Origin of the sequence: Nocardia sp. NPDC005746, assembly GCF_040630785.1 — a bacterium.
In the GTDB taxonomy this organism is placed as follows: Bacteria; Actinomycetota; Actinomycetes; order Mycobacteriales; family Mycobacteriaceae; genus Nocardia.
Map to the genome: position 1 here is coordinate 493,279 of NZ_JBEXYE010000001.1, position 19,572 is coordinate 512,850.

At 67.7% G+C, this 19,572-nt stretch carries 19 protein-coding genes and 3 tRNA genes; 15 read left to right on the forward strand and 7 right to left on the reverse strand.

What is annotated here, in order from left to right; genetic code table 11:
* Positions 1 to 6 precede the first annotated feature (6 nt).
* The 3 genes from ABZ412_RS02210 to ABZ412_RS02220 all read left to right on the forward strand — a co-directional run bounded on the left by ABZ412_RS02210 (position 7) and on the right by ABZ412_RS02220 (position 983).
* A complete protein-coding gene (locus tag ABZ412_RS02210) occupies positions 7 to 696 on the forward strand; it encodes a dienelactone hydrolase family protein (protein WP_357275248.1) in 690 nt (229 codons plus the stop codon).
* Positions 697 to 784: 88 nt separating this feature from the next.
* Positions 785 to 874, forward strand: a tRNA-Ser gene (locus ABZ412_RS02215).
* Between the two features lie 36 nt (positions 875 to 910).
* A tRNA-Arg gene (locus tag ABZ412_RS02220) sits at positions 911 to 983 on the forward strand.
* Between the two features lie 55 nt (positions 984 to 1,038).
* Here ABZ412_RS02220 and ABZ412_RS02225 read toward each other — a convergent pair.
* From ABZ412_RS02225 to dcm, 4 genes are all read right to left on the reverse strand, one after another.
* Positions 1,039 to 1,752, reverse strand: a complete 714-nt coding sequence (locus ABZ412_RS02225; protein WP_357275250.1) for a maleylpyruvate isomerase family mycothiol-dependent enzyme — start codon at positions 1,750 to 1,752, stop codon at positions 1,039 to 1,041.
* 26 nt (positions 1,753 to 1,778) lie between these two features.
* On the reverse strand, positions 1,779 to 2,540 hold the full coding sequence (locus ABZ412_RS02230; protein WP_357275252.1) for a DUF998 domain-containing protein: 762 nt from the start codon (positions 2,538 to 2,540) through the stop codon (positions 1,779 to 1,781).
* 124 nt (positions 2,541 to 2,664) lie between these two features.
* On the reverse strand, positions 2,665 to 3,084 hold the full coding sequence (locus ABZ412_RS02235; protein ID WP_357275255.1) for a very short patch repair endonuclease: 420 nt from the start codon (positions 3,082 to 3,084) through the stop codon (positions 2,665 to 2,667).
* Positions 3,085 to 3,122: 38 nt separating this feature from the next.
* A complete protein-coding gene (dcm, locus tag ABZ412_RS02240) occupies positions 3,123 to 4,265 on the reverse strand; it encodes a DNA (cytosine-5-)-methyltransferase (RefSeq protein WP_357275927.1) in 1,143 nt (380 codons plus the stop codon).
* Between the two features lie 273 nt (positions 4,266 to 4,538).
* Between dcm and ABZ412_RS02245 the strand changes: the two genes are divergently transcribed.
* Complete coding sequence (locus ABZ412_RS02245; RefSeq protein WP_357088043.1) at positions 4,539 to 5,141, forward strand: putative glycolipid-binding domain-containing protein; 603 nt, start codon at positions 4,539 to 4,541, stop codon at positions 5,139 to 5,141.
* Positions 5,142 to 5,206: 65 nt separating this feature from the next.
* Here ABZ412_RS02245 and ABZ412_RS02250 read toward each other — a convergent pair whose 3' ends face one another.
* Entirely contained in the window at positions 5,207 to 6,157 is a 951-nt protein-coding gene (locus tag ABZ412_RS02250) for a prephenate dehydrogenase (protein WP_357275257.1), read from the reverse strand.
* Between the two features lie 58 nt (positions 6,158 to 6,215).
* Here ABZ412_RS02250 and ABZ412_RS02255 point away from each other — a divergent pair, with 58 nt between their 5' ends.
* The 5 genes from ABZ412_RS02255 (at position 6,216) to ABZ412_RS02275 (ending at position 8,638) form a co-directional block, all read left to right on the forward strand.
* Complete coding sequence (locus ABZ412_RS02255) at positions 6,216 to 6,755, forward strand: tRNA adenosine deaminase-associated protein (protein ID WP_357275259.1); 540 nt, start codon at positions 6,216 to 6,218, stop codon at positions 6,753 to 6,755.
* Between the two features lie 26 nt (positions 6,756 to 6,781).
* Positions 6,782 to 7,219 carry a nucleoside deaminase gene (locus tag ABZ412_RS02260; RefSeq protein ID WP_357275930.1) on the forward strand — a complete coding sequence of 146 codons (438 nt, stop codon included), beginning with the start codon at positions 6,782 to 6,784 and terminating at the stop codon, positions 7,217 to 7,219.
* A 54-nt stretch (positions 7,220 to 7,273) separates the two neighbouring features.
* Positions 7,274 to 7,361: transfer RNA gene (locus tag ABZ412_RS02265), tRNA-Ser, on the forward strand.
* 138 nt (positions 7,362 to 7,499) lie between these two features.
* Entirely contained in the window at positions 7,500 to 7,973 is a 474-nt protein-coding gene (locus ABZ412_RS02270; protein WP_357275262.1) for a hypothetical protein, read from the forward strand.
* 143 nt (positions 7,974 to 8,116) lie between these two features.
* Positions 8,117 to 8,638: a hypothetical protein gene (locus tag ABZ412_RS02275; protein ID WP_357275264.1), complete on the forward strand. Its 522-nt coding sequence runs from the start codon at positions 8,117 to 8,119 to the stop codon at positions 8,636 to 8,638.
* A 114-nt stretch (positions 8,639 to 8,752) separates the two neighbouring features.
* On the opposite strand, the gene ABZ412_RS02280 is transcribed toward ABZ412_RS02275, so the two are convergent.
* On the reverse strand, positions 8,753 to 9,319 hold the full coding sequence (locus ABZ412_RS02280; protein ID WP_357275267.1) for a TetR/AcrR family transcriptional regulator: 567 nt from the start codon (positions 9,317 to 9,319) through the stop codon (positions 8,753 to 8,755).
* A 92-nt stretch (positions 9,320 to 9,411) separates the two neighbouring features.
* Between ABZ412_RS02280 and ABZ412_RS02285 the strand changes: the two genes are divergently transcribed.
* Complete coding sequence (locus ABZ412_RS02285) at positions 9,412 to 10,521, forward strand: FAD-dependent monooxygenase (protein ID WP_357275269.1); 1,110 nt, start codon at positions 9,412 to 9,414, stop codon at positions 10,519 to 10,521.
* A gap of 71 nt (positions 10,522 to 10,592) precedes the next feature.
* On the opposite strand, the gene ABZ412_RS02290 is transcribed toward ABZ412_RS02285, so the two are convergent.
* Complete coding sequence (locus tag ABZ412_RS02290; RefSeq protein WP_357275271.1) at positions 10,593 to 12,920, reverse strand: MMPL family transporter; 2,328 nt, start codon at positions 12,918 to 12,920, stop codon at positions 10,593 to 10,595.
* A 217-nt stretch (positions 12,921 to 13,137) separates the two neighbouring features.
* On the opposite strand from ABZ412_RS02290, the gene ABZ412_RS02295 reads away from it, so the two are divergent.
* From ABZ412_RS02295 to tgt, 5 genes are all read left to right on the forward strand, one after another.
* On the forward strand, positions 13,138 to 13,725 hold the full coding sequence (locus tag ABZ412_RS02295; RefSeq protein ID WP_357275272.1) for a TetR/AcrR family transcriptional regulator: 588 nt from the start codon (positions 13,138 to 13,140) through the stop codon (positions 13,723 to 13,725).
* A gap of 36 nt (positions 13,726 to 13,761) precedes the next feature.
* Positions 13,762 to 14,301: an Rrf2 family transcriptional regulator gene (locus ABZ412_RS02300; protein ID WP_357275274.1), complete on the forward strand. Its 540-nt coding sequence runs from the start codon at positions 13,762 to 13,764 to the stop codon at positions 14,299 to 14,301.
* A 191-nt stretch (positions 14,302 to 14,492) separates the two neighbouring features.
* Positions 14,493 to 16,226, forward strand: a complete 1,734-nt coding sequence (locus tag ABZ412_RS02305) for an ABC transporter ATP-binding protein (protein WP_357275276.1) — start codon at positions 14,493 to 14,495, stop codon at positions 16,224 to 16,226.
* Positions 16,223 to 18,187 (forward strand): ABC transporter ATP-binding protein, encoded by a 1,965-nt coding sequence (locus ABZ412_RS02310; protein WP_357275278.1) that lies wholly within the window; start codon positions 16,223 to 16,225, stop codon positions 18,185 to 18,187. Before ABZ412_RS02305 ends, ABZ412_RS02310 begins: the two co-directional genes overlap by 4 nt.
* 102 nt (positions 18,188 to 18,289) lie before the next feature.
* Positions 18,290 to 19,540, forward strand: coding sequence for a tRNA guanosine(34) transglycosylase Tgt (gene tgt / locus ABZ412_RS02315; protein ID WP_357275280.1), 1,251 nt, complete (start codon positions 18,290 to 18,292; stop codon positions 19,538 to 19,540).
* The last annotated feature ends 32 nt before the right edge of the window (positions 19,541 to 19,572 follow it).

Below are 19,572 nucleotides of genomic sequence, written 5' to 3' on the forward strand. Positions count from 1 at the left end.
GGCCCTATGTCGGGCATCTATCGAGAACTGGCCCCTGTGCACGACACCACCGCGATAGCGCTGACCGTGCTCGAACCCGAGGGACACACGCGCGGCGGCATCGTGGTGTTGCACGAATCACGTGAATTCACCGAGCCATTGCTGGAACTCATGCGAGCGCTCGCCGCCGACGGCTGGACCGTCATCGCCCCCGACCTGTTCCACCGCCCCGCCAACGGCAGCCTCGACCGCGTCTTCGGCGACGACCTCTTCGCCGACTTCGACGCCTGCTTCGAGTGGCTCACCGGACACGGCGTCTTCCGCGACTGCATCGGCGTCCTCGGCTTCGACTCCGCCGGCACCGCCGCCGCCCTGGTCGCCACCAACCGCCGCGTCGGCGCGGCCGTCAGCGTCGCCGCCCCCGGCATCGAAACGCCCCTCACCGAGCAGGCCGTCGCCCTGCTCGCCGCCGCGCCCGCCTTCCAGGCCCCCTGGCTCGGCCTCTTCGGCGAGGACGACCCGCGCACGCCGCCCGATCAGGTGGACCGCCTGCGCGAGGCCGCCGCCCGCGCCGACGTCGCCACCTTGGTGGTCACCTACCCCGGTCTCCACCACCGCCCCGACCAACCCGGCTTCGACCCCGCCGCCCTCGACGACGTCTCCGTGCTCGACGCACAGACCAGAATCTACGAATGGTTCGACTCGCACCTACGCTGACCAGCCGATTTGGCCTATTGGTCACCCGCTGTGTAATCTTCTGTCCCGGCGGTTCGAAAGGAACCGGCGCCCTCGAAGAGGGGCACCAGGAGGCGTGCCAGAGCGGCCGAATGGGACTCACTGCTAATGAGTTGTCCCTTCACGGGGACCGGAGGTTCAAATCCTCTCGCCTCCGCCACTGCCCGGTACGCCGGGTGGACATTTGAATAGACATGCGCCCGTAGCTCAACGGATAGAGCATCTGACTACGGATCAGAAGGTTAGGGGTTCGAATCCCTTCGGGCGCACAAACAAGGGCCCCACACCAAACGGTGTGGGGCCCTTGGCTTTTGGCGGGTGCGGCTACTTCCAGGCGGCGAGGGCGGGGAGATCGCCGGTGAGGTCGGCGCCGGGGGCGCGGCCGATGAGCCAGGCGGCCAGGGATGCGGCGGGGCCGGTGATTTCGGGGCCCTGAGTGCCCACTGCGCCGGTGTAGCCGGTGTCGGTGGCGGTGACCGTGAAGCCCGCTCCGTCGGCGGGCTTGACCTCGCTGAGGGACTGAGCGAGGAGGCGGGCGGTGAAGTCCTCGGGCCAGTCGGCGGGGGTGTAGCCGATGTTGAGGTCGACGTGGTGGATCTCCACCTCCAGCAGGCGCATCCAGATGACGCGGGTCGCGGGGATCTCGCCGCCCATGCGGTTGCGGACGGTGGCGGTCCAGCGGTCGGCGGGCATGACGCGGGCCAGCGCGAGCCAGCGTTCGGCGGAGGCGGTGAGGTCCTCGACTTGGTCGCGCAGCGAGCGCGGCGCACCGGCCTCGATATCGGAGTCGCGGAGGTATTGGCTTGCGTACTGCGGGGTTTCGATGCCGGTGCGGGCCCATAGCAGCAGGTTGACCAGGCTGTCGGCATTGCGGGAGAGGTGCGCGAGCACGTGGCCGCGGGTCCAGCCGGGCAGCAGGGAGGGGTCGACGAGGTCGGCGTCGCTCAGCGCGGCGACCGCGGGGAGCAGGCGCTCGGTCGCGGCGGCGACGGTGTCGAGCTGGGCGGCGGTGTCGGCGAGGTGCGCGTCGCTGGTCACGGTCCGACCCTAACCGCTGCGGGCGGTCAGCGGCCGGACGCGCGCGCGGTGTGCCGGTGCCGGGACGGCGTCCCGGAATCGCGTTCGGCCACAACGATTTGCACGGCCAGCGCCACCAGCCACAGGGACATGGCCCCGACCTGGATGCGCTGCGCGATGCCCAGGCCGTAGTTGCCGGGCAGGTTGTCGGCGATCAGCATCCACGCCGTCACCACCGAGCCGACGATCAGAATCCACAACCCGGTGTGCCGCAGGATCGGCCAGCGCCGGTACTTGAACGCGGCCACCGTGAACGCGATCATCGCGATGTAGATCGAGAAGACGGCCAGGGTGCTGGTCAGCGCGTGAATCTGGTGCAGCTGCGGGAACAGTCCGGTATCCACATAGCGTTTGGGCGCGCCCGGCTCGTCGGGCACGATCGGCCACTGCGCGTCCGCGATGGTCGCCGCGCCGAAGCAGGCCAGCGCCACCCAGCCGATGGTGGCGTAGAGCCGCCGCGAGAACAGCAGCACGCCGCCCAGCCCCGCCACCACCAGCAGCGAGCCGGAGACGGTGTCACCGGTGGTGAAGACCCAGCGGAACGGTGCGCCCTTCTCGGCCAGCTGGCTGAGGAAGGTGTTGGTCGGGTTGCTCTGGATGGGCAGGATGAATTCCAGGACCCAGGAGGAGTAGCCGAGTCCGGCGACCGCGATCAAGATCGCGATGAACCATCGCAGTGCCCGTCGCCATCGCGGCTGGAGCACGGTCGTGCTCGGAGCCGCCTCGGCTAGTTTCTGCTCGGTTGGCATCACCGCGCTCGCTTTCGCTGGCCTCGCTCACTCGTACTGCCCTGCCCGGCAGTTTTCGATTCGTCCGGACTGGTCGGCTGGTCCGGTTGCTACGTCCATTGTCGCCCATTGGTTAACACGGACGTCACACGCCGCGCGACAACGCGGTCAGCACCAGGTCGGCAGCCGATTCGGCGGCCTCGTGTTCCCACACCCGCACCACGGTCCAGCCCGCCGCCGCCAGGCGGGCATCGGTGTCGCGGTCGCGCGCCACATTCCCCGCCAGCTTCTCGGCCCACCATTCGGCATTGTTCTTCGGGCGGGTCGCATGCTTGGGACAGCTGTGCCAGAAGCACCCGTCCACATAGACCGCCACCTTCCGCCGCGGGAACACGATGTCCGCTCGCCGCCGTAGTCCCGGCAGCGGCGCCCGGTCCACGAAGTAGCGCTCGCCGCGCCGATGCAATTCCCGCCGCAGGGCCAGTTCCGGCTTCGTCCCCACGCGGCGCTGCTTGGCCATACGGGCGCTGGTCGCCGCGTCGGTGCCCGGCCGCGCATCCGTCATGCGGCCATCCTTGCCGCGCCCGACAAGGCCGGCAAGATTCACGCGGCTTTGACGGGAGCGCCTCCCATGCGCTCGAGATGGTTCTCGACATCGTCGAGGAAGCCCTCGGGGAAGCGCAGCGAACCCATCTGGGTGCGGCGCAGGAATCCGGCGGTCGCCCGGGCCGAGAGCAGCCGGGGATCGTCGAGGAACCAGCGCAGGTCCTCGTACGGCGCGTGAACCGGCCAGGTGGACACCGGAACCCGCCGCACCTCCCCGCGATGCCCCCAGGCCGCGGTCGGCCAGCTGCGGCGGGTCAGCGGTTCGCCCTCGGGGATCGGGTCGTCGGCGGGGTCGGTGACGCGCCCGGCGATCCACTCGGCCATGCGCACGCTCACCGCGTTGCCGACCAGCTTCCAGCGATGCCCGGGACGCACGCCCGGGACCTCCAGCGCCGGAGTCGTCCAGTCGCGGTCGAAGCCCTGCAACCGTTCCCCGTCGGTGATGCCCGGCGTCACCAGTTCCCCCGACGGCAGCCGGACGGCGGGCGGGCTGGCGATGCCGAGGCCCGAACCGCCCTTCAGGGTGGGCACCGCGTTCACCGCCCAGCCCAGTCCGCGATTGCCCTCGGTCCAGTAGAAGCCGCACGGATCGTGCGCCGGATCGCCGACCTCCCGCGGGCCCGCGTCGGTCCCGAACAGGATGGGCCGCGGATCCTCGGTGCGGGAAGCCAGCATCAGCACCCGCTCCCGCCGCTGCGGCAGCCCGAACGCGCGCGCGTCCACCACCCGGTAGGCCCAGGTGTAGCCGAGTTCGGTGAGGGCGTCGGTGATGTGGCGCATGGCCGCGCCGCCGCCGAGCTGCAGCATGAACGGCACGTTCTCGATGAGCAGCCAGCGCGGCCCCCGCTTGCGCTTGACCAGCCGGAACACCTCGTCCACCAAACCCGAACGGGAGCCGGTGATTCCGGCCGTACGCCCGGCCTGGGACAGGTCCTGGCACGGGAATCCGGCCGCCACCAGCTCGATCCCGGACGGCAGCGCACGGAGCTTGGTCACGTCCGAATGCAGTGGCACGCCGGGGAAATGCGCCGCCAGCACGGCCTGCGCGCCCGAATCGATCTCGCAGAGCAGTTCACTGCGCCACCCGTGGGCCGCGAGCCCGAGTTCCAGCCCACCGATGCCGGCGAACAGGCCGACCATCCGCGCGCCCGTCACAACAGTCCCTTTCACCCCGGAGTCCCCGTGCCGCAGAGCACGTTACTCGAGTCCCTCATCCACACCGAGCACAGCGCCCGCCGGAGCCGGACTCCAGAGCCGGTCGCTATCACTCGGGCGGTCGATCAGCGGGCGCCGGCGTGCGGAAACGCCGAGAACCGCTCCGCACCATTGCATGTTGATCACGATGTCCGGTCACGGGAGTGATACCGGCCGGGGATCTCGGACGAGCCGGGGCCTGCAACTACGGTTATAGGCGTGACGGATAACGGGAGTGAGGACGCCAAGCCGGTGGCGCCGCGGTGGCCGGCCATTCTCACCTGGCGCGCACACAACGCCTCACGCATGGAATCGGTGCGGGTGGTGCTGAGCGGCAACCGGATTCGCGCCGCGGGCCGGATCATCGCCGGCGACTGCGAGGACCATCCCGCGTTCAGCGCCTCCTACGACCTGGTCACCGATGAATCCGGGGTCACCAAGCGGCTGTCGCTGCGCAGCACCCTTGCCACCGGCGAACGCCACGCCTCGATCGCGCGCGACGAGGAGGACTACTGGCTGATCGACGCCGGAAACACCCATGTGCGCTCCACCTTCGGCGGGGCGCTGGACGTGGACGTGGTGCTGAGCCCGTTCTTCAACACGCTCCCGATCCGCCGCTACGGGCTGGCCCGAGCGAGCGAGGACGTCCAGGTTCCGGTCGTCTACGTGCGGCTACCGGACCTGCTGGTGCAGGAGGCCAGCCTCACGTATAGCAGCGGCCCGGACGGCATCCACGTGCTGTCCCCCGTCTCGTCCGCCACCGTCACCGTCGACCAAGACGGCTTCCTCCTCGACTATCCCGGCCTGGCCGAACGCATCTAGCCGTCGAGTGGCGCACCCTGGAGGGGTTTCGTCCGAATTCGGCTCCAGGATGTGCCACTCGGCGATCAGTCGAGGGAGGTGAGGACGCCGCCTGAGCGGCCGGCGTCGATGAGTTTGGTCAGCCAGTTGCGTTCGCCGGGGGTGATGTCGGTGATCGGCCAGCGTTCGTTGTCGTCGTAGTCGGTGCGGGCGTCGTGACCGGCCTCGGTCAGTTCGGTGATGGTGCCGTTGGCGCGCAGGCTGTCGCGGGCCTGGGCGAGCACCTCGAGGGTGTCGTCGAGGACGTCCAGCAGGGCGGCGGCATTGGGTTCGCAGATCGCGCGGACCAGTTCGGGGGAGGTGGCGGCGACGCGGGTGCCGTCGCGGAAGGAGCCCGCCGCGAGACCGAGCGCCAGCGGGCCGCCGTTGGCGCCTTCGATGGCGAGCGCCTCGGCGAGCACGTGGGGTAGGTGCGAGATGCGGGCGACCGCGCGGTCGTGCTCCACGGCCAGCACCGGGACCACCACCGCGCCGCAGTCCAGGGCGAGCTGGGCGACACGCCGGAAGTTGTCGGCGTGCACGCCCGGGTCCACGCTGACCGCCCAGGCGGCGTTCTTGAACAGGTCGGGAGTGGATGCGGCCCAACCGGATTCGCTGGTCCCGGCCATCGGGTGACCGCCCACGTAGCGGGCGCTCAGTTCGTGGCGTTGCACGGCGGCCGCGACCGGGGCCTTCACGCTCACCACGTCGGTGAGCACGCAGTCGGGTGCGAAGGTCTTCACATCGGAGAGCACCGCGTCGATGGCGGGCATGGGCACGCCGACCACGATCAGCGCGTCGCGTCCGGCGGCGCGCGACAGCACCGCCTCCACGTCGCTGATCACGTCGTAGCCGTCCATCCGGGCGGCCTTGGCGCCGACCTCGGACCGGTTGTAGCCGAAGGCCTCGTAGCCCCCGGCGGCGGCGGCCCGCAGGACCGAACCGCCGATCAAACCGGTACCCAGGACGCAGACAGCTGGTTTCGAAGTGCCCGTCATGCGATCAGATTCGCATACGACTTCAACATTTCCCCCGAAGCGGACTACCGTTGCGCGCATGGCAGCACAACGCTCGAGCACGAACAGGGCGGCGTCGGACGACTTCGACGACGTGGAAGGGTTCGCGGTGGCCGTTGTCCGTGAGGAAGCCAACTGGAAGGTGACGCCGCTGAGCGACGCGTCCCTGTCCAGTCTGTCCGCGGCCGAGCACGAGTTGCGCGCGCTGCGAAGTTCCGGCGCGGTGTTCGGCCTGCTCGACGTCGACGACGAGTTCTTCATCATTCTGCGCCCGGGCCCGACCGGCAGCCGCATCCTGCTGTCGGATGCCACGGCCGCCATCGACTACGACATCGCGGCCGATGTGCTGGAGGAGCTCAATATCGAGATCCCCGACATCGACCCCGACGAGCTCGACGATGTCGAACCGTGGGAGGAGGGCGACCTCGGCGTGCTGTCCGATCTCGGCCTGCCCGAGCCGGTGCTGTCGGTCATCCTGGCCGAGACCGACCTGTACCCCGACGAGCAGCTCGGCATGATCGCCCAGCGTCTCGGCTTCGCCAACGAGTTCTCGGCGGTCCTGGACAAGCTCCCGCGTTGACCGGCTCGCTCGCCTCCGACGAGGCGATGATGCGGGCCGCCATCGCCGCCGCCGCCGCGGCCGATCCGCGCGACGTTCCCGTCGGCGCGGTCGTCTTCGACGCCGACGGCCGTGAACTCGCGCGCGCCGCGAACGCCCGGGAAGCCCTGGGCGATCCCACCGCCCACGCCGAAGTCCTCGCCCTGCGCGCCGCCGCCCGGGTCCACGGCGACGGCTGGCGCCTCGAGGGCGCGACCCTCGCCGTCACCCTCGAGCCCTGCACCATGTGCGCCGGCGCCCTGGTCCTCTCCCGGGTCTCCCGTGTCGTCTTCGGCGCCTGGGAACCCAAGACCGGCGCCGTCGGCTCCCTCTGGGACGTGGTCCGTGACCGACGTCTCAATCACCGCCCCCAGGTCCGCGCCGGCGTCCTCGAACCCGAATGCGCCGCTCTCCTGGACTCTTTCTTCCGATCCCACCGCCCCTAGCCCTCTCTCCAGCCGATTTCGGTTTCCGCACGGTCCTCCTGTAAAGTCACCACCGGTGGCGTGTCCGAGCGGCCTAAGGAGCACGCCTCGAAAGCGTGTGAGGGGTAACCCCCCTCCGAGGGTTCAAATCCCTCCGCCACCGCTGAGGAGCCCCTCACCTGTTCACACAGGTGAGGGGCTTCTTCTATTTATCCGGGCGAAAAGGTTTGTTTAAGCCTCGGCTCGCAGGATTGCTTGCAACGCAGAACTTTCCGTGCGAACGAGCAGCCTGGAGGCTTCGATGTCCTATCCGCACAATCAGCCTGGCCAGGCCTACTGGTACCCCGCGCAGACCGTGCCGCCTCGGGTGGACAGCGCCGCCGGGGTTCTCGCGGGGGTTGCGGCCCTCGGGTTCGGGGTGCTCACCGCGTTGGGAAGTGCTGCGCAGTACCACCTGTGGTGGAGCTACTCGGATGAGATGCGGAAGCTCATGGGTGTGCTGCCGTCGATGGTGTGCGGGCCGATCGCTGCCTTGCTACTGATCCCCGGCGGCGTCTTGCTGCTGCGTCGTACGGCGGTAGGCCGAGTCCTGGTCATTCTCGGCTTCGTTCCGCTCTTCACCGAACAGGTGCTCGAGTGGCAGCGGCATGTGCCCGCGAGCCCTTTCGTACTGGCCTGGTCTCTCGGCTTCATGGCCCTCTATCTGGGTGTGGCCATCCTCGCCGCCCTGCCCTCCGTCACCCGCTGGATCAACGCCCGCGAAATGAATAGGTGATCCAATCTGTCGGCGTCTTTCGTGTGCCTGTAATTGCACTATGCTGCAGGCGATTTCGTGCGACGACGGTTGAATAGGGCCGTCCGATTTTGTCGGTGGGCTGCAGTAGCTTCGTGCATGGACGTCGATCGTTGGGGCGTCGAATGAGCGAAGGGGTCGGTATGAAGAACACTCGAATTCGTTGGGCGGGGATAGGAACAGCCGGATTCGTGACCTTGGGGGTGGCAACGGTTGTCGCGGCCACGACCGCATCCGCGCAGATGAGCGTTTCGCAGTCGTCGGCGTACTGTGTCGGTTCCACTTATACGATTACGTTGCCTGTCGCGGACCAGACCGCACTGCTGAATCGGGCTCCCAGTGGGTACCACGAGTTCATCTTCAGTGACGTATCGTCGGCCGGCGGCAATGCCAGGACTTTCGCCGTCGCACAGATGGTCGCGGGTCAGGACCTGACCGTTCAATGGAAGCCGGATGTGGCCCAGTCGACGAACATCTATGCGGGCGCGTGGGATTCGGCCACTAATACCGGTGGCGGCCTCGAATTGCTGGGTCCCATCAATGTTGTTCAGGGTGGACCGAGCTGCCCGGCGCCGCCCGCCACCGGAACGGGCAGTGCGAGCTCGATCCCGGTGATCGGTGGCTTGCTGAAGCTGCTCGGACTCTGAACCGATATCTGGAAGCGCCGATTCCATTCCGGGTGTCGGCGGCCTGCTGAAGGCCCTCGGACCCTGATCGAAGGAGTAGCCCCGCGCTGGGAAACCGGTGCGGGGCTTTTCTTTTCAGGGGCGGAGGCCGTCGAGGAGGAGGTCGAGGACTCGGTTGACGGCGGTGGGGTAGGGCTCGTCGGGGGTGGCGTAGATCTGGAGGGTCATCAGCCGGCCGATGTCGGCGGGGGTGACGTCGGGGCGGAGGGTGCCGTCGGCGTGGGCTCGGGTGGTCAGGTTGTCGATGCGGTCGGTGATGGTGGCGCGGACTTCGGTGAGGGTGGGGTCGGCCTTGATGTCGGCGTGGAGGGTGGGTTCGATGGCGGCGGCGAGGGCGCCGAGGCGGAGTTCGGCGCAGGTTCGGAGGAGGCGGGTGAGGGCTTCGAAGGGGGTGGGGGCTTCGCGTTCGGCGGTGGCGGCCAGGTCGGAGAGGGCCGAGAGGTAGGAGTGGGCGGCGGCGGTGATGAGGGCGCCGCGGTCGGGGAAGCGCCGGTAGAGGGTGCCGACGCCGACGCCGGCGGCGTCGGCGATGTCCTTCATGGAGACATTGGCGCCCTGCTCCCGGAAGACGAGCTGGGCGGCGGCCAGGATCTGGTCGCGGTTGTTGCGGGCATCGGACCTGAGCTCGGCCGTTGTCCTCACCTCCGGCAATAAGTGGACGAAATTATTCCGGTTACTGTACCGTCCACTGAAAAGTGGACGAAAATCGTCCACTTTGGCTGGAGGTGATGACGATGAGCAAGGCCGTGCTGATCTCCGGGGCGGGGATCGCGGGGGCGACGCTGGCGTATTGGCTGGGGCGCAGCGGGTTCGATGTGACCGTGGTCGAGCGGGCGCGCGGGCAGCGGTCGAGCGGCAACCCGATCGATGTGAAGGGGCCGGCGGTCGAGGTGGTCGAGGCCATGGGGGTGATGCCCGCGCTGCGGGCGGCGGCGTCGGCCGTGGATCGGATGAGCTTCGTGGACGAGACCGGCAGGAAGCGGTCGGGGTTGCGGCTCAGCGCTTTTCAGGGCGGTGCGGGGGACCGGGAGGTGGAGGTCGCTCGGGCGGACCTGGCCGGGGTCCTGCTCGATGCGGCTCGCGACAAGGCCGAAGTCCGCTGGAGAGAGTCGATTTCGGCGATCACGCAGGATGCGGGCGGGGTGGACGTCCACTTCCGGAGCGGCGGCACCGGCCGCTACGACTACGTGATCGGAGCCGACGGACTGCATTCGAACGTCCGGCGGCTGGTCTTCGGCGACGAGGCCGGATTCCTCCGCCACCTGGGCATGTACGCCGCCACCCTGCCCGTCGACCGGGTCTTCGACGACGAACGTGAAGTGGTCATGTTCAACCGGCCGGGCCGCGCGATCACCGTCCACCCGTCCAGGGGGAAAGCCGTGGCCGCCTTCATGTTCCGGCAGTCCGCTGTTCCCGGCTTCGACCACCGTGACCTCGCGCAACACAAACGCCTGGTCGCCGCGGCCTTCACCGGCCGCACCGGCATCTTCACCGATCTCCTCGACCGCCTCCAGGTCGCCGAGGACATCTACTTCGACTCGGTGAGCCGAATCGGTCTGCCGCACTGGTCGATCGGCCGCGTCGCCCTGCTCGGCGACGCCGGATCCTCGCTCTCCCTGTTCGGCGATGGCTCCACCCTCGCCATCGCGGGTGCGCACACCCTGGCCGAGGAACTCACCCGCACACCCGATGACCCCCGGCACGCTCTGGTGGCCTACGAGCGCCGCCACCGCGAGCTCGTCGAACCGAGGCAGCGCGGCTTCCGCGCGGCCGCCGCCCTCATGGTTCCCGGCACCGCCGCCGGTATCGCGCTCCGCAACGCTGCCGTCCGCTTCCTGCGCTGACGAACTAGGCGCGCAAACGAACTCGGCCCCCACCCGGAATCCGGGTGGGGGCCGAGCGTGCGACGCGTCGATCAGCCGATCGTGGCGTGTTCCTTCGTCTCGGTGGGGACGGTGGACTGCTTCAGCTCGGTGAGCTTGGCGCCTTCCACGTCGATGTCGGGGAGGATGCGGTCCAGCCACTTGGGGATCCACCACGCCGAGTCGCCCAGCAGGGCGAGCAGCGACGGGATGAGCACCATGCGGACGATGAAGGCGTCGAAGAAGACGCCCGCCGCCATGGCGAAGCCCATGGACTTGGCCACCACGTTGTCCTGCAGCATGAATGCGCTGAAGACCGAGATCATGATGATGGCGGCGGAGGCCACGACGCGGGCGCCGTGGTGGTAGCCGCTGATCATGGCTTCCTTGGCGGACTTGCCGTGCACGTATTCCTCACGCATGCGGGTCACCAGGAACACCTGGTAGTCCATGGCGAGACCGAATACCAAGCCGATCAACATGATCGGCAGGAAGCTGACCAGCGGGTGCGGTTCGACCAGGCCGAACTTGCCGTCCTGGAAGATGAGCACGGTCGCGCCGAAGGTGGCCGCCATGGAGAGCAGGAAGCCGAGCGCGGCGGTCAGCGGCACCAGGATGGAGCGGAACACCAAGAGCAGCAGGATGAATGCCGCGCCCGCCACGATCGCCAGATACGGGATGATCTTGACCAGCAGCGCCTGCGAGACGTCCGCGAAGATGGCGGTCGTACCGGTGATGCCGTACTCCATGCCGTACTGAGCCTTCAGCTCCGACTCGGCATTACGTGCGTCCTTGACCAGGTCCTTGGTCTCTTTGTTGTTCGGTCCGGCGTGCGGGACGCCCATGAACATGGCGGCCTGCCCGTCCTGGCTGTGCTGGGCCACCGTCAGGTAGTCCATGCCCGGGTAGTGGGCCAGCTTGTCGCGCAACGCGTTCAGCGCCTCGGTGCGCTGGTTCTCCGGGGTCTTGCTGAGGTCGACCGCCACCATCAGGGTGCCGTTCGAGCCTTCGCCGAAGCCCTCGGTCTGCAGGTCGTACGCCTTGCGGATGGTGGTGTCGTGCGGCATCGAGTCGCCGCCGGGCAGACCCAGCTGCAGGTTCACCGCGGGGGCGGCGAGCAGGCCGAGCAGCACCACGGAGATGCCGAGGGTCAGCGCGGGCGCCTTGCCGATGAGGCGGGCGAAACGCTGGCCGTTGGTGACCGACGAGTCGTCCTCGGGATCGTGCTGGGCGACCAGCGGCAGCTTCGGCTTGAACAGGAAGCGGCCGAACGCGCCCATGAGCGCGGGCATCAGGGTGACGGCCACCAGCACCGCCATGGCCGCGGAGACCGCGCCGAAGATACCCATCGAGGTGAGGAAGCTGACCCGGACGAAGGTGAGACCCGCCAGCGCGATGATGACGGTCAGACCGGCGAAGATGACGGCCGAGCCCGCGGTGCCGACCGCGGTGCCCGCGGCCTCCTCCGGCGAATTCGACACGGCCAGTTCGTGTTTGTACCGGGAGACGATGAACATGGCGTAGTCGATGGACAGCGCCAGGCCGATCATGGAGGCCAGGATCGGGGTGAAGGTCGGCACGGTCAGCCAGTGGGTGCCGAACATGATGACGGAGATGGCGGTGCCGACACCGACCAGCGCGGTGAGGATCGGCACGAAGGCCGCCACGATCGCGCCGAACGCGATCACCATGACCACCAGGGCCACCGCGATGCCGATCATCTCCGAGGCGCCGCTGGAGCCGCCCGGATCCTGGGTGATGGAACCGATGAGTTCGACCTGCAGGCCGGCCGCGCGCGCGTCGTCACCGACCTTGTAGGCGGCTTCACGGTCCGCCGCGGTGAGGTCGGAGTACTTCGGGATCGTGTACTTGACCTGCATGGTCGCGACCGAGTCCGGGTGCTCCTCGTTCAGCACGTTCAGCGGTGCGCTCGAGCAGTTCGCGGCGAAGGCCGGGTTGGAGCGGTCGGCGGCGAGGCAGTCGATTCCAGCGCGCTCACCGATCTTCTTGGTGATGTCGACCGGGTTCATCAGCGGCGCGGTCTTGTCGATGATGTTGAGTTCACCGAGCTTGGTGACGAAGGCCTGCAGCGCGGCCGCGTTGCCGGGATCGGTCAGCTTCTGACCGTTCGGCGCGGCGATCACGTAGGTGCCGTTGACGGCGTTCTGGTCGAAGCCGGCGGAGGCGCCCGGGAAATGCTCGTCGAGGATCTTGGTGGCCCGCTCGGATGGCAGGTCCGGCATGGTGAAGGAGTCCTGGAACGGCTTGGCCAGGGAGCCGCCGACACCGCCGATCACGAACAACGCGGCGATCCACGCCGCGATGACGATCCATTTACGGCGGAAGGCGAACTTTCCCCACCGATAGAGGTATACGGACACGAGGAGTCTCCTGGGCGATGGTTTGTGCGGGCTGAACAGGGGTGCTGGTGTGCGAGCGCGTAGACAACACTGCCGCCGGGAGCTACCGCTCCCCGCCTTCACGAAACGAAATCTGCCTACCGTGCGGTAGGTAGACTACCGAGGAGCTAAGTGGAGGAACAACCTCGACTCCAGGTGGCGTTGATCGCATTTCGAGCACGAGTGAGAGGATGAGTGCATGGGTGGCCAAAACGGTTCCGGGACCGTTGTCGCAGGTAGAAGCACTAAAGAGGCGATCCGCGACGCCGCTCTGCAGTTATTCGCCAGCAAAGGGTTCGACCACAGCAGTTTGCGCGAGGTCGCCGATGCGGTGGGAATCACAAAAGCCTCGCTCTACTATCACTATGCCTCGAAGGTCGATCTGCTGGTAGCGATCATCGAGCCGATGTTCGACGAAGTGCGGGATCAGGTCGCGAGCCTCGACAACCTGCCCGCAACTCCCGACAACGTCCGAGCGGTGATTCGCGAGCGCCTGCACTCCACCCTGGCCAACCGTCAGGTGGGCGCGCTGTGCATGCGCGACACGGTCGCCATCGTCAACGCGCTCGGCAATCGCTACCCCGACATGATCGAGTTGCATCACCGCATGTGCCGGTGGATGGCGGGACCCGATCCGGACGCCGACACCCTCTTGCGGGCCGCCGCGGCCATGCAGGTGCTCAGCACCGCGATGATGACCCAGGAGATCGTCCCGGACATGGATGTCGACCACGTCGAGACGACCTTGCTGAATGCCGCACTCGGTGTGCTGTATCCAGCGCGATAGGGTTTTCACACCACCGGTCCGATTTCAGGAGTTTCCGTGCACATCACCGCGAAGGTCGATTACGCGGTGCGCACCCTCGTCGAAATCGCGAAGGGGCAACCGGATTCGGTGAAGGCCGACGCGATCGTCGCCGCCCAGGACATTCCGCCGAAGGTGCTGGAATCGGTGGTCGCGGATCTGCGCAAGGGCGATCTGGTGATCAGCCGCCGCGGTCCGGACGGTGGTTACCGGCTGGCCCGCCCGGCCGCCGAGATCAGCATCGCGAATGTGATCCGCGCCGTGGAAGGCCCGCTGGCCTCGGTGCGCGGGCAACGGCCGGAGGACGTCAGCTATACCGGCGCGGCCGAACCGCTGCAGCGGGTCTGGATCGGGCTACGTGTGAACATTCGTTCCGTGCTCGAGCGCGTCACCATCGCCGACATCGCCCACGACTTGCTGCCGTCCTTCCTGGACGAACTGCTGCACGACCCCGACGCCTGGACCCGCCGCCCTCGCTCGGCCGCAGGATCAGTGGCCGGCGCGCATGCTGAGCCCACCTCGGGCGAATGGCGTGACCTGGATCACCCCGATATCTAGGCAGAAGCCGCGGATGTTCGCGGCCGTCCCGATTCTGGACCGACGGAGCGGGGGAGCGAAGCGGAGGAGCGGAGGAGGGAAGAATCGGGACCAGGGGCCGCGAACATCCGCCCCGGAGCGCAGCGGAGGGGCAATCAGACACAGAAAAGGTCGCGGCGAGCGTTCGAGGATGGCGGTAGCCTGCCAGCATCATGTTGATCCGACTTCTACGCACCTCCATGCGGCCCTACCGCAATCAGTTGGCGGGGGTCGTCGTGCTCCAGCTGATCTCGGTCATCGCCATGCTGTATCTGCCCACGTTGAACGCCGACATCATCGACCAGGGTGTCACCAAGGGCGATATCGGCTATATCTGGTCCACCGGCGGCTGGATGCTGCTGGTGACCGCCATCCAGATCATCGCCCAGGCCGCCTCGGTCTATCTGGGCGCCCAGGCCGCCATGGGCGCGGGCCGCGATATGCGCGCGGCCCTGCTGCACCGGGTGGGCACCTTCTCCGCGCGGGAGGTCGGCGTGTTCGGCGCGCCGTCGCTGATCACCCGCAATACCAATGACATCGGCCAGGTGCAGCTGCTGGTGCTGATGAGCGCGACCATCCTGGTGATGGCCCCGATCATGTGCATCGGCGGCATCTTCATGGCCTTGCGCGAGAGCATGCAGCTGTCGTGGCTGCTGTTGATCGCGGTGCCCGCGCTGGCGCTGTCGATGGGCTTCATCATCACCCGCATGGTGCCCGGCTTCCGGCGCATGCAGGACCGCATCGACGCGGTGAACCGGGTGCTGCGCGAGCAGATCACCGGTATCCGCGTGGTGCGGGCGTTCGTGCGGGAACGTCAGGAGACCTGGCGCTTCGGTGTCGCGAACAGCGAGCTGACCGAGCAATCGCTCTATGTCGGTAAGTACATGGCGCTGATGTTCCCGATGGTCATGCTGATCTCGAACGTCACCACGGTCGGCGTCATCTGGTTCGGCGGCCATTCGATCGACAACGGGGACATGCAGATCGGCACGCTCACCGCGATGCTGGCCTACATCATGCAGATCCTGATGGCGGTCATGATGGCCTCCTTCCTGGCCATGATGGCCCCGCGCGCCGCGGTGTCGGCGGAGCGGATCAGCGCGGTGCTCGACACCGAATCCTCGGTGTCGGAACCGCGGGTGCCGCAGGCGTTCAAGGACGACCCGGGCAAGGTGGACCTGCAGTTCGCCGAGTTCAAGTTCCCGGGCGCGGAGAAGCCGGTGCTGAAAGCCATTCGCTTCCAGACGAAGCCGGGCACCACCACCGCGATCGTCGGCGCGACCGGCGCGGGCAAGACCACGCTGATCAACCTGATCCCGCGGCTCATCGACGTCACCGACGGCGCGGTCCACGTGGGCGGCACCGACGTCCGTGAGCTGGCGCTGGAGACGCTGCGCACCGAGATCGGCCTGGTCCCGCAGAAGGCGTACCTGTTCTCCGGCACCGTGGCCTCGAACCTGCGCTACGGCAAGCCGGACGCCACCGACGAGGAACTCTGGCACGCGCTGGAGATCGCGCAGGCCGCCGACTTCGTGCGGGAGATGCCGCAGCGGCTGGAAACGCCTGTGGCGCAAGGCGGTACGACCGTATCCGGCGGTCAGCGACAGCGTCTGGCCATCGCCCGCGCGCTGGTGCGCAAGCCGCGCGTCTACCTGTTCGACGACTGCTTCTCCGCCCTGGACGTCGCCACCGACATGCGGGTGCGCGAGGCCCTGAGGCCGGAGACCGCGAACGCGTCGGTCATCATTGTGGCGCAACGGATCTCGACCATCCGTGACGCCGACCAGATCGTGGTGCTGGAGGACGGCGCGATGGCCGGCATCGGCACCCACGACCAGTTGCTGCTCGACTGCAACGAATACCGCGAGATCGTGGAATCGCAGTTCAGCGCGGAGGAGGTGCGATGAGGCCCGGAGCCCCCAATCCCGGTGCGCCGGACGCGAAGGCGAAATCCTTCGGACCGTCGCTGAAGCGCCTGCTGCGCATGCTCGCGCCGGATCGGGCCTATCTGATCGTGGTGTTCGTGCTGGCGGTCGGCTCGGTGGTGCTCAACACCCTGGGTCCGCAGATCCTCGGCAAGGCCACCAACCTCATCTTCGACGGCGTGGTCGGCAAGCAGCTGCCCGCCGGGCAGAGCAAGGACGAACTGGTCGAGGGCCTGCGCGCGGGCGGCAACACCACCTTCGCCGACATGCTCGCCAGCATGGACGTGATCCCCGGCACCGGAATCGATTTCACCGCCGTGGGGCAGGTGCTGGCCTGGGTGCTGGCGCTCTACATCGGTTCCGCGCTGTTCGGCTGGCTGCAGGCGCAGCTGCTGATCGTGGTGCTCAACCGCACCGTGAAGCGGATGCGCGCGCAGATCGAGGAGAAGATCCACCGGCTGCCGCTGCGCTACTTCGACTCCATGCCGCGCGGCGACGTGCTCTCGCGCGTCACCAATGACGTCGACAATGTGGCGCAGACGCTGCAGCAGACCATGTCGCAGCTGATCATCAACGTGCTGTCGGTGATCGGCATCCTGATCATGATGTTCTGGATCTCCTGGATCCTGGCCCTGATCGCGCTGCTCACCGTGCCGCTGGCGGTCATCGTGACCGCGCAGATCGCCAAGCGCTCCAAGCCGCATTTCGTGGATCAGTGGAAGTTCACCGGTGAGGTGAACGCTCAGGTCGAGGAGGCCTTCACCGGCCACGAGGTGGTCAGCGCCTTCGGTCGCGTGCGCGAGGTGGGGGAGAAGTTCGACGAGACCAACGAGAAGCTCTACAACTCCTCGTTCAAGTCGCAGTTCATCTCCGGGCTGATCATGCCCGCCATCATGTTCCTCGGGAACCTGAACTACGTGCTGATCGCCGTGGTCGGTGGCCTGCGGGTGGCGTCGGGTCAGCTGTCGCTGGGCGAGGTGCAGGCGTTCATCCAGTACTCGCGCGGTTTCACCCAGCCGCTCACCCAGATCGGTTCGATGATGAACCTGCTGCAGTCGGGTGTGGCGTCGGCGGAACGGATCTTCGAGATCCTCGACGCCGAGGAGCAGTCGCCGGACCCGGATCCGGAGGACTCGCGGCCGCTGGAGCGCGGGCGGGTCGCGTTCGAGGACGTGTCCTTCCGCTACGAGCCGGAGACCCCGGTCATCGACGACCTCTCGCTGGTCGCCGAGCCCGGGCACGTGGTGGCCATCGTCGGGCCGACCGGCGCGGGCAAGACCACCCTGGTCAACCTGCTCATGCGGTTCTACGAGGTGGATTCCGGCGCCATCACCATCGACGGCGTCGACATCACCGCCATCACCCGCGACCACCTGCGTTCGCGCATGGGCATGGTGCTGCAGGACACCTGGCTGTTCGGCGGCACCATCCGCGAGAACATCGCCTACGGCAATCCGAACGCCTCCGAGGAGGACATCCTCGAGGCCGCCCGCGCGGCCTACGTGGACCGGTTCGTGCACGCGCTGCCGATGGGCTACGACACGGTCATCGACGAGGAGGGCTCCGGTGTCAGCGCCGGCGAGAAGCAGCTCATCACGATCGCCCGCGCGTTCCTGGCCAAGCCGTCCATCCTGATCCTGGACGAGGCCACCAGCTCGGTCGACACCCGGACCGAGCTGCTGGTGCAGCACGCCATGGCGGCGCTGCGCCGGGACCGCACGAGTTTCGTGATCGCGCACCGGCTTTCGACGATTCGCGACGCCGACACCATCGTGGTGATGGAGAAGGGCAAGATCGTCGAGCAGGGCACGCACGAGAAACTGCTCGCCGCCCGCGGCTTCTACCACCGGCTCTACAACGCCCAGTTCGCCGCCGCCATCACCGACGGTGAGGGCAACAATGTGGACGATCCGGAGCCGGACGCGGTCGTCCTCACCAAATGACCCTCGCTTCCATGGCCTGGCCCGCGCACGAAGGTGTGTGGGCCAGGCCACTTTCGTGGAGCGAAGAAAATCGCTCGTCTGACGAAGTGAGAGGATAGCTCGGTGTCTGCTGCCTCCGAGTTCTCGTTCAAGGTCGGTGCCCGCCTGGAAGGGCGGCACGGCAGGACCGGTGTGATCAGTACGCCGCATGGCGATATTGCGACACCCGCCTTCATCCCCGTCGGCACCAAGGCCACCGTCAAGGCCGTGCTGCCGGAGACCATGAAGGAACTCGGCTCGCAGGCGCTGCTGGCCAATGCCTACCACCTCTACCTGCAGCCCGGCCCGGACATCGTGGACGAGGCCGGGGGTGTGGCGGAGTTCATGAACTGGCACGGCCCGACGTTCACCGACTCCGGCGGCTTCCAGGTCATGTCGCTCGGCGTCGGCTTCAAGAAGGTGCTGGCCATGGAATCGGTCGGCGTGCAGGACGACGATGTGATCGCCAAGGGCAAGGAGCGGCTGGCGCACGTCGACGACGACGGCGTCACCTTCCGCTCCCACCTGGACGGCTCCAAGCACCGGTTCACCCCCGAGGTGTCCATGGGCATCCAGCATCAGCTGGGCGCGGACGTCATGATGGCCTTCGACGAGCTCACCACGCTCATGAACACCCGTGGCTACCAGGAGGAATCGCTGGAGCGTACGCGGCTGTGGGCCAAACGCTGCCTCGACGAGCACGAGCGGCTCACCGAGGCGCGCTCGCATCGGCCGTATCAGGCGCTGTTCGGCGTGATCCAGGGCGCGCAGTACGAGGACCTGCGCCGCAAGGCCTGTCGCGACCTCGAGGAGTTGCGGGCCGCGGCCGGAACGGGATTCGACGGCTACGGCATCGGCGGCGCGCTGGAGAAGCACAATCTGGGCACCATCGTCGGCTGGTGCTGCGACGAACTGCCCGAGGGCAAGCCCCGGCACCTGCTCGGCATCAGCGAGCCGGAGGACATCTTCACCGCGGTGGAGAACGGCGCGGACACCTTCGACTGCGTGAATCCCTCACGCGTGGCGCGCAATGCGGCGCTGTACACCGACGAGGGCCGGTTCAATATCAATACGGCCCGGTTCAAGCGCGACTTCACGCCGATCGACGAGACCTGCGACTGCTACACCTGCGCGCACTACACGCGCGCCTACATCCATCACTTGTTCAAGGCGAAGGAGATGCTCGCCTCGACGCTGTGCACCATCCACAACGAGCGGTTCACGGTGCGTCTGGTGGATCGCGTCCGCGAGAGCATCGACGGCGGCTACTTCGACGAATACCAGGCCGAGTTCCTGGGCCGCTGGCGCGGCCGCATCAAAGCCCCTGGGCAATAAGGGAATTCGACGCGGCCGCCAGCTTCGGAGGG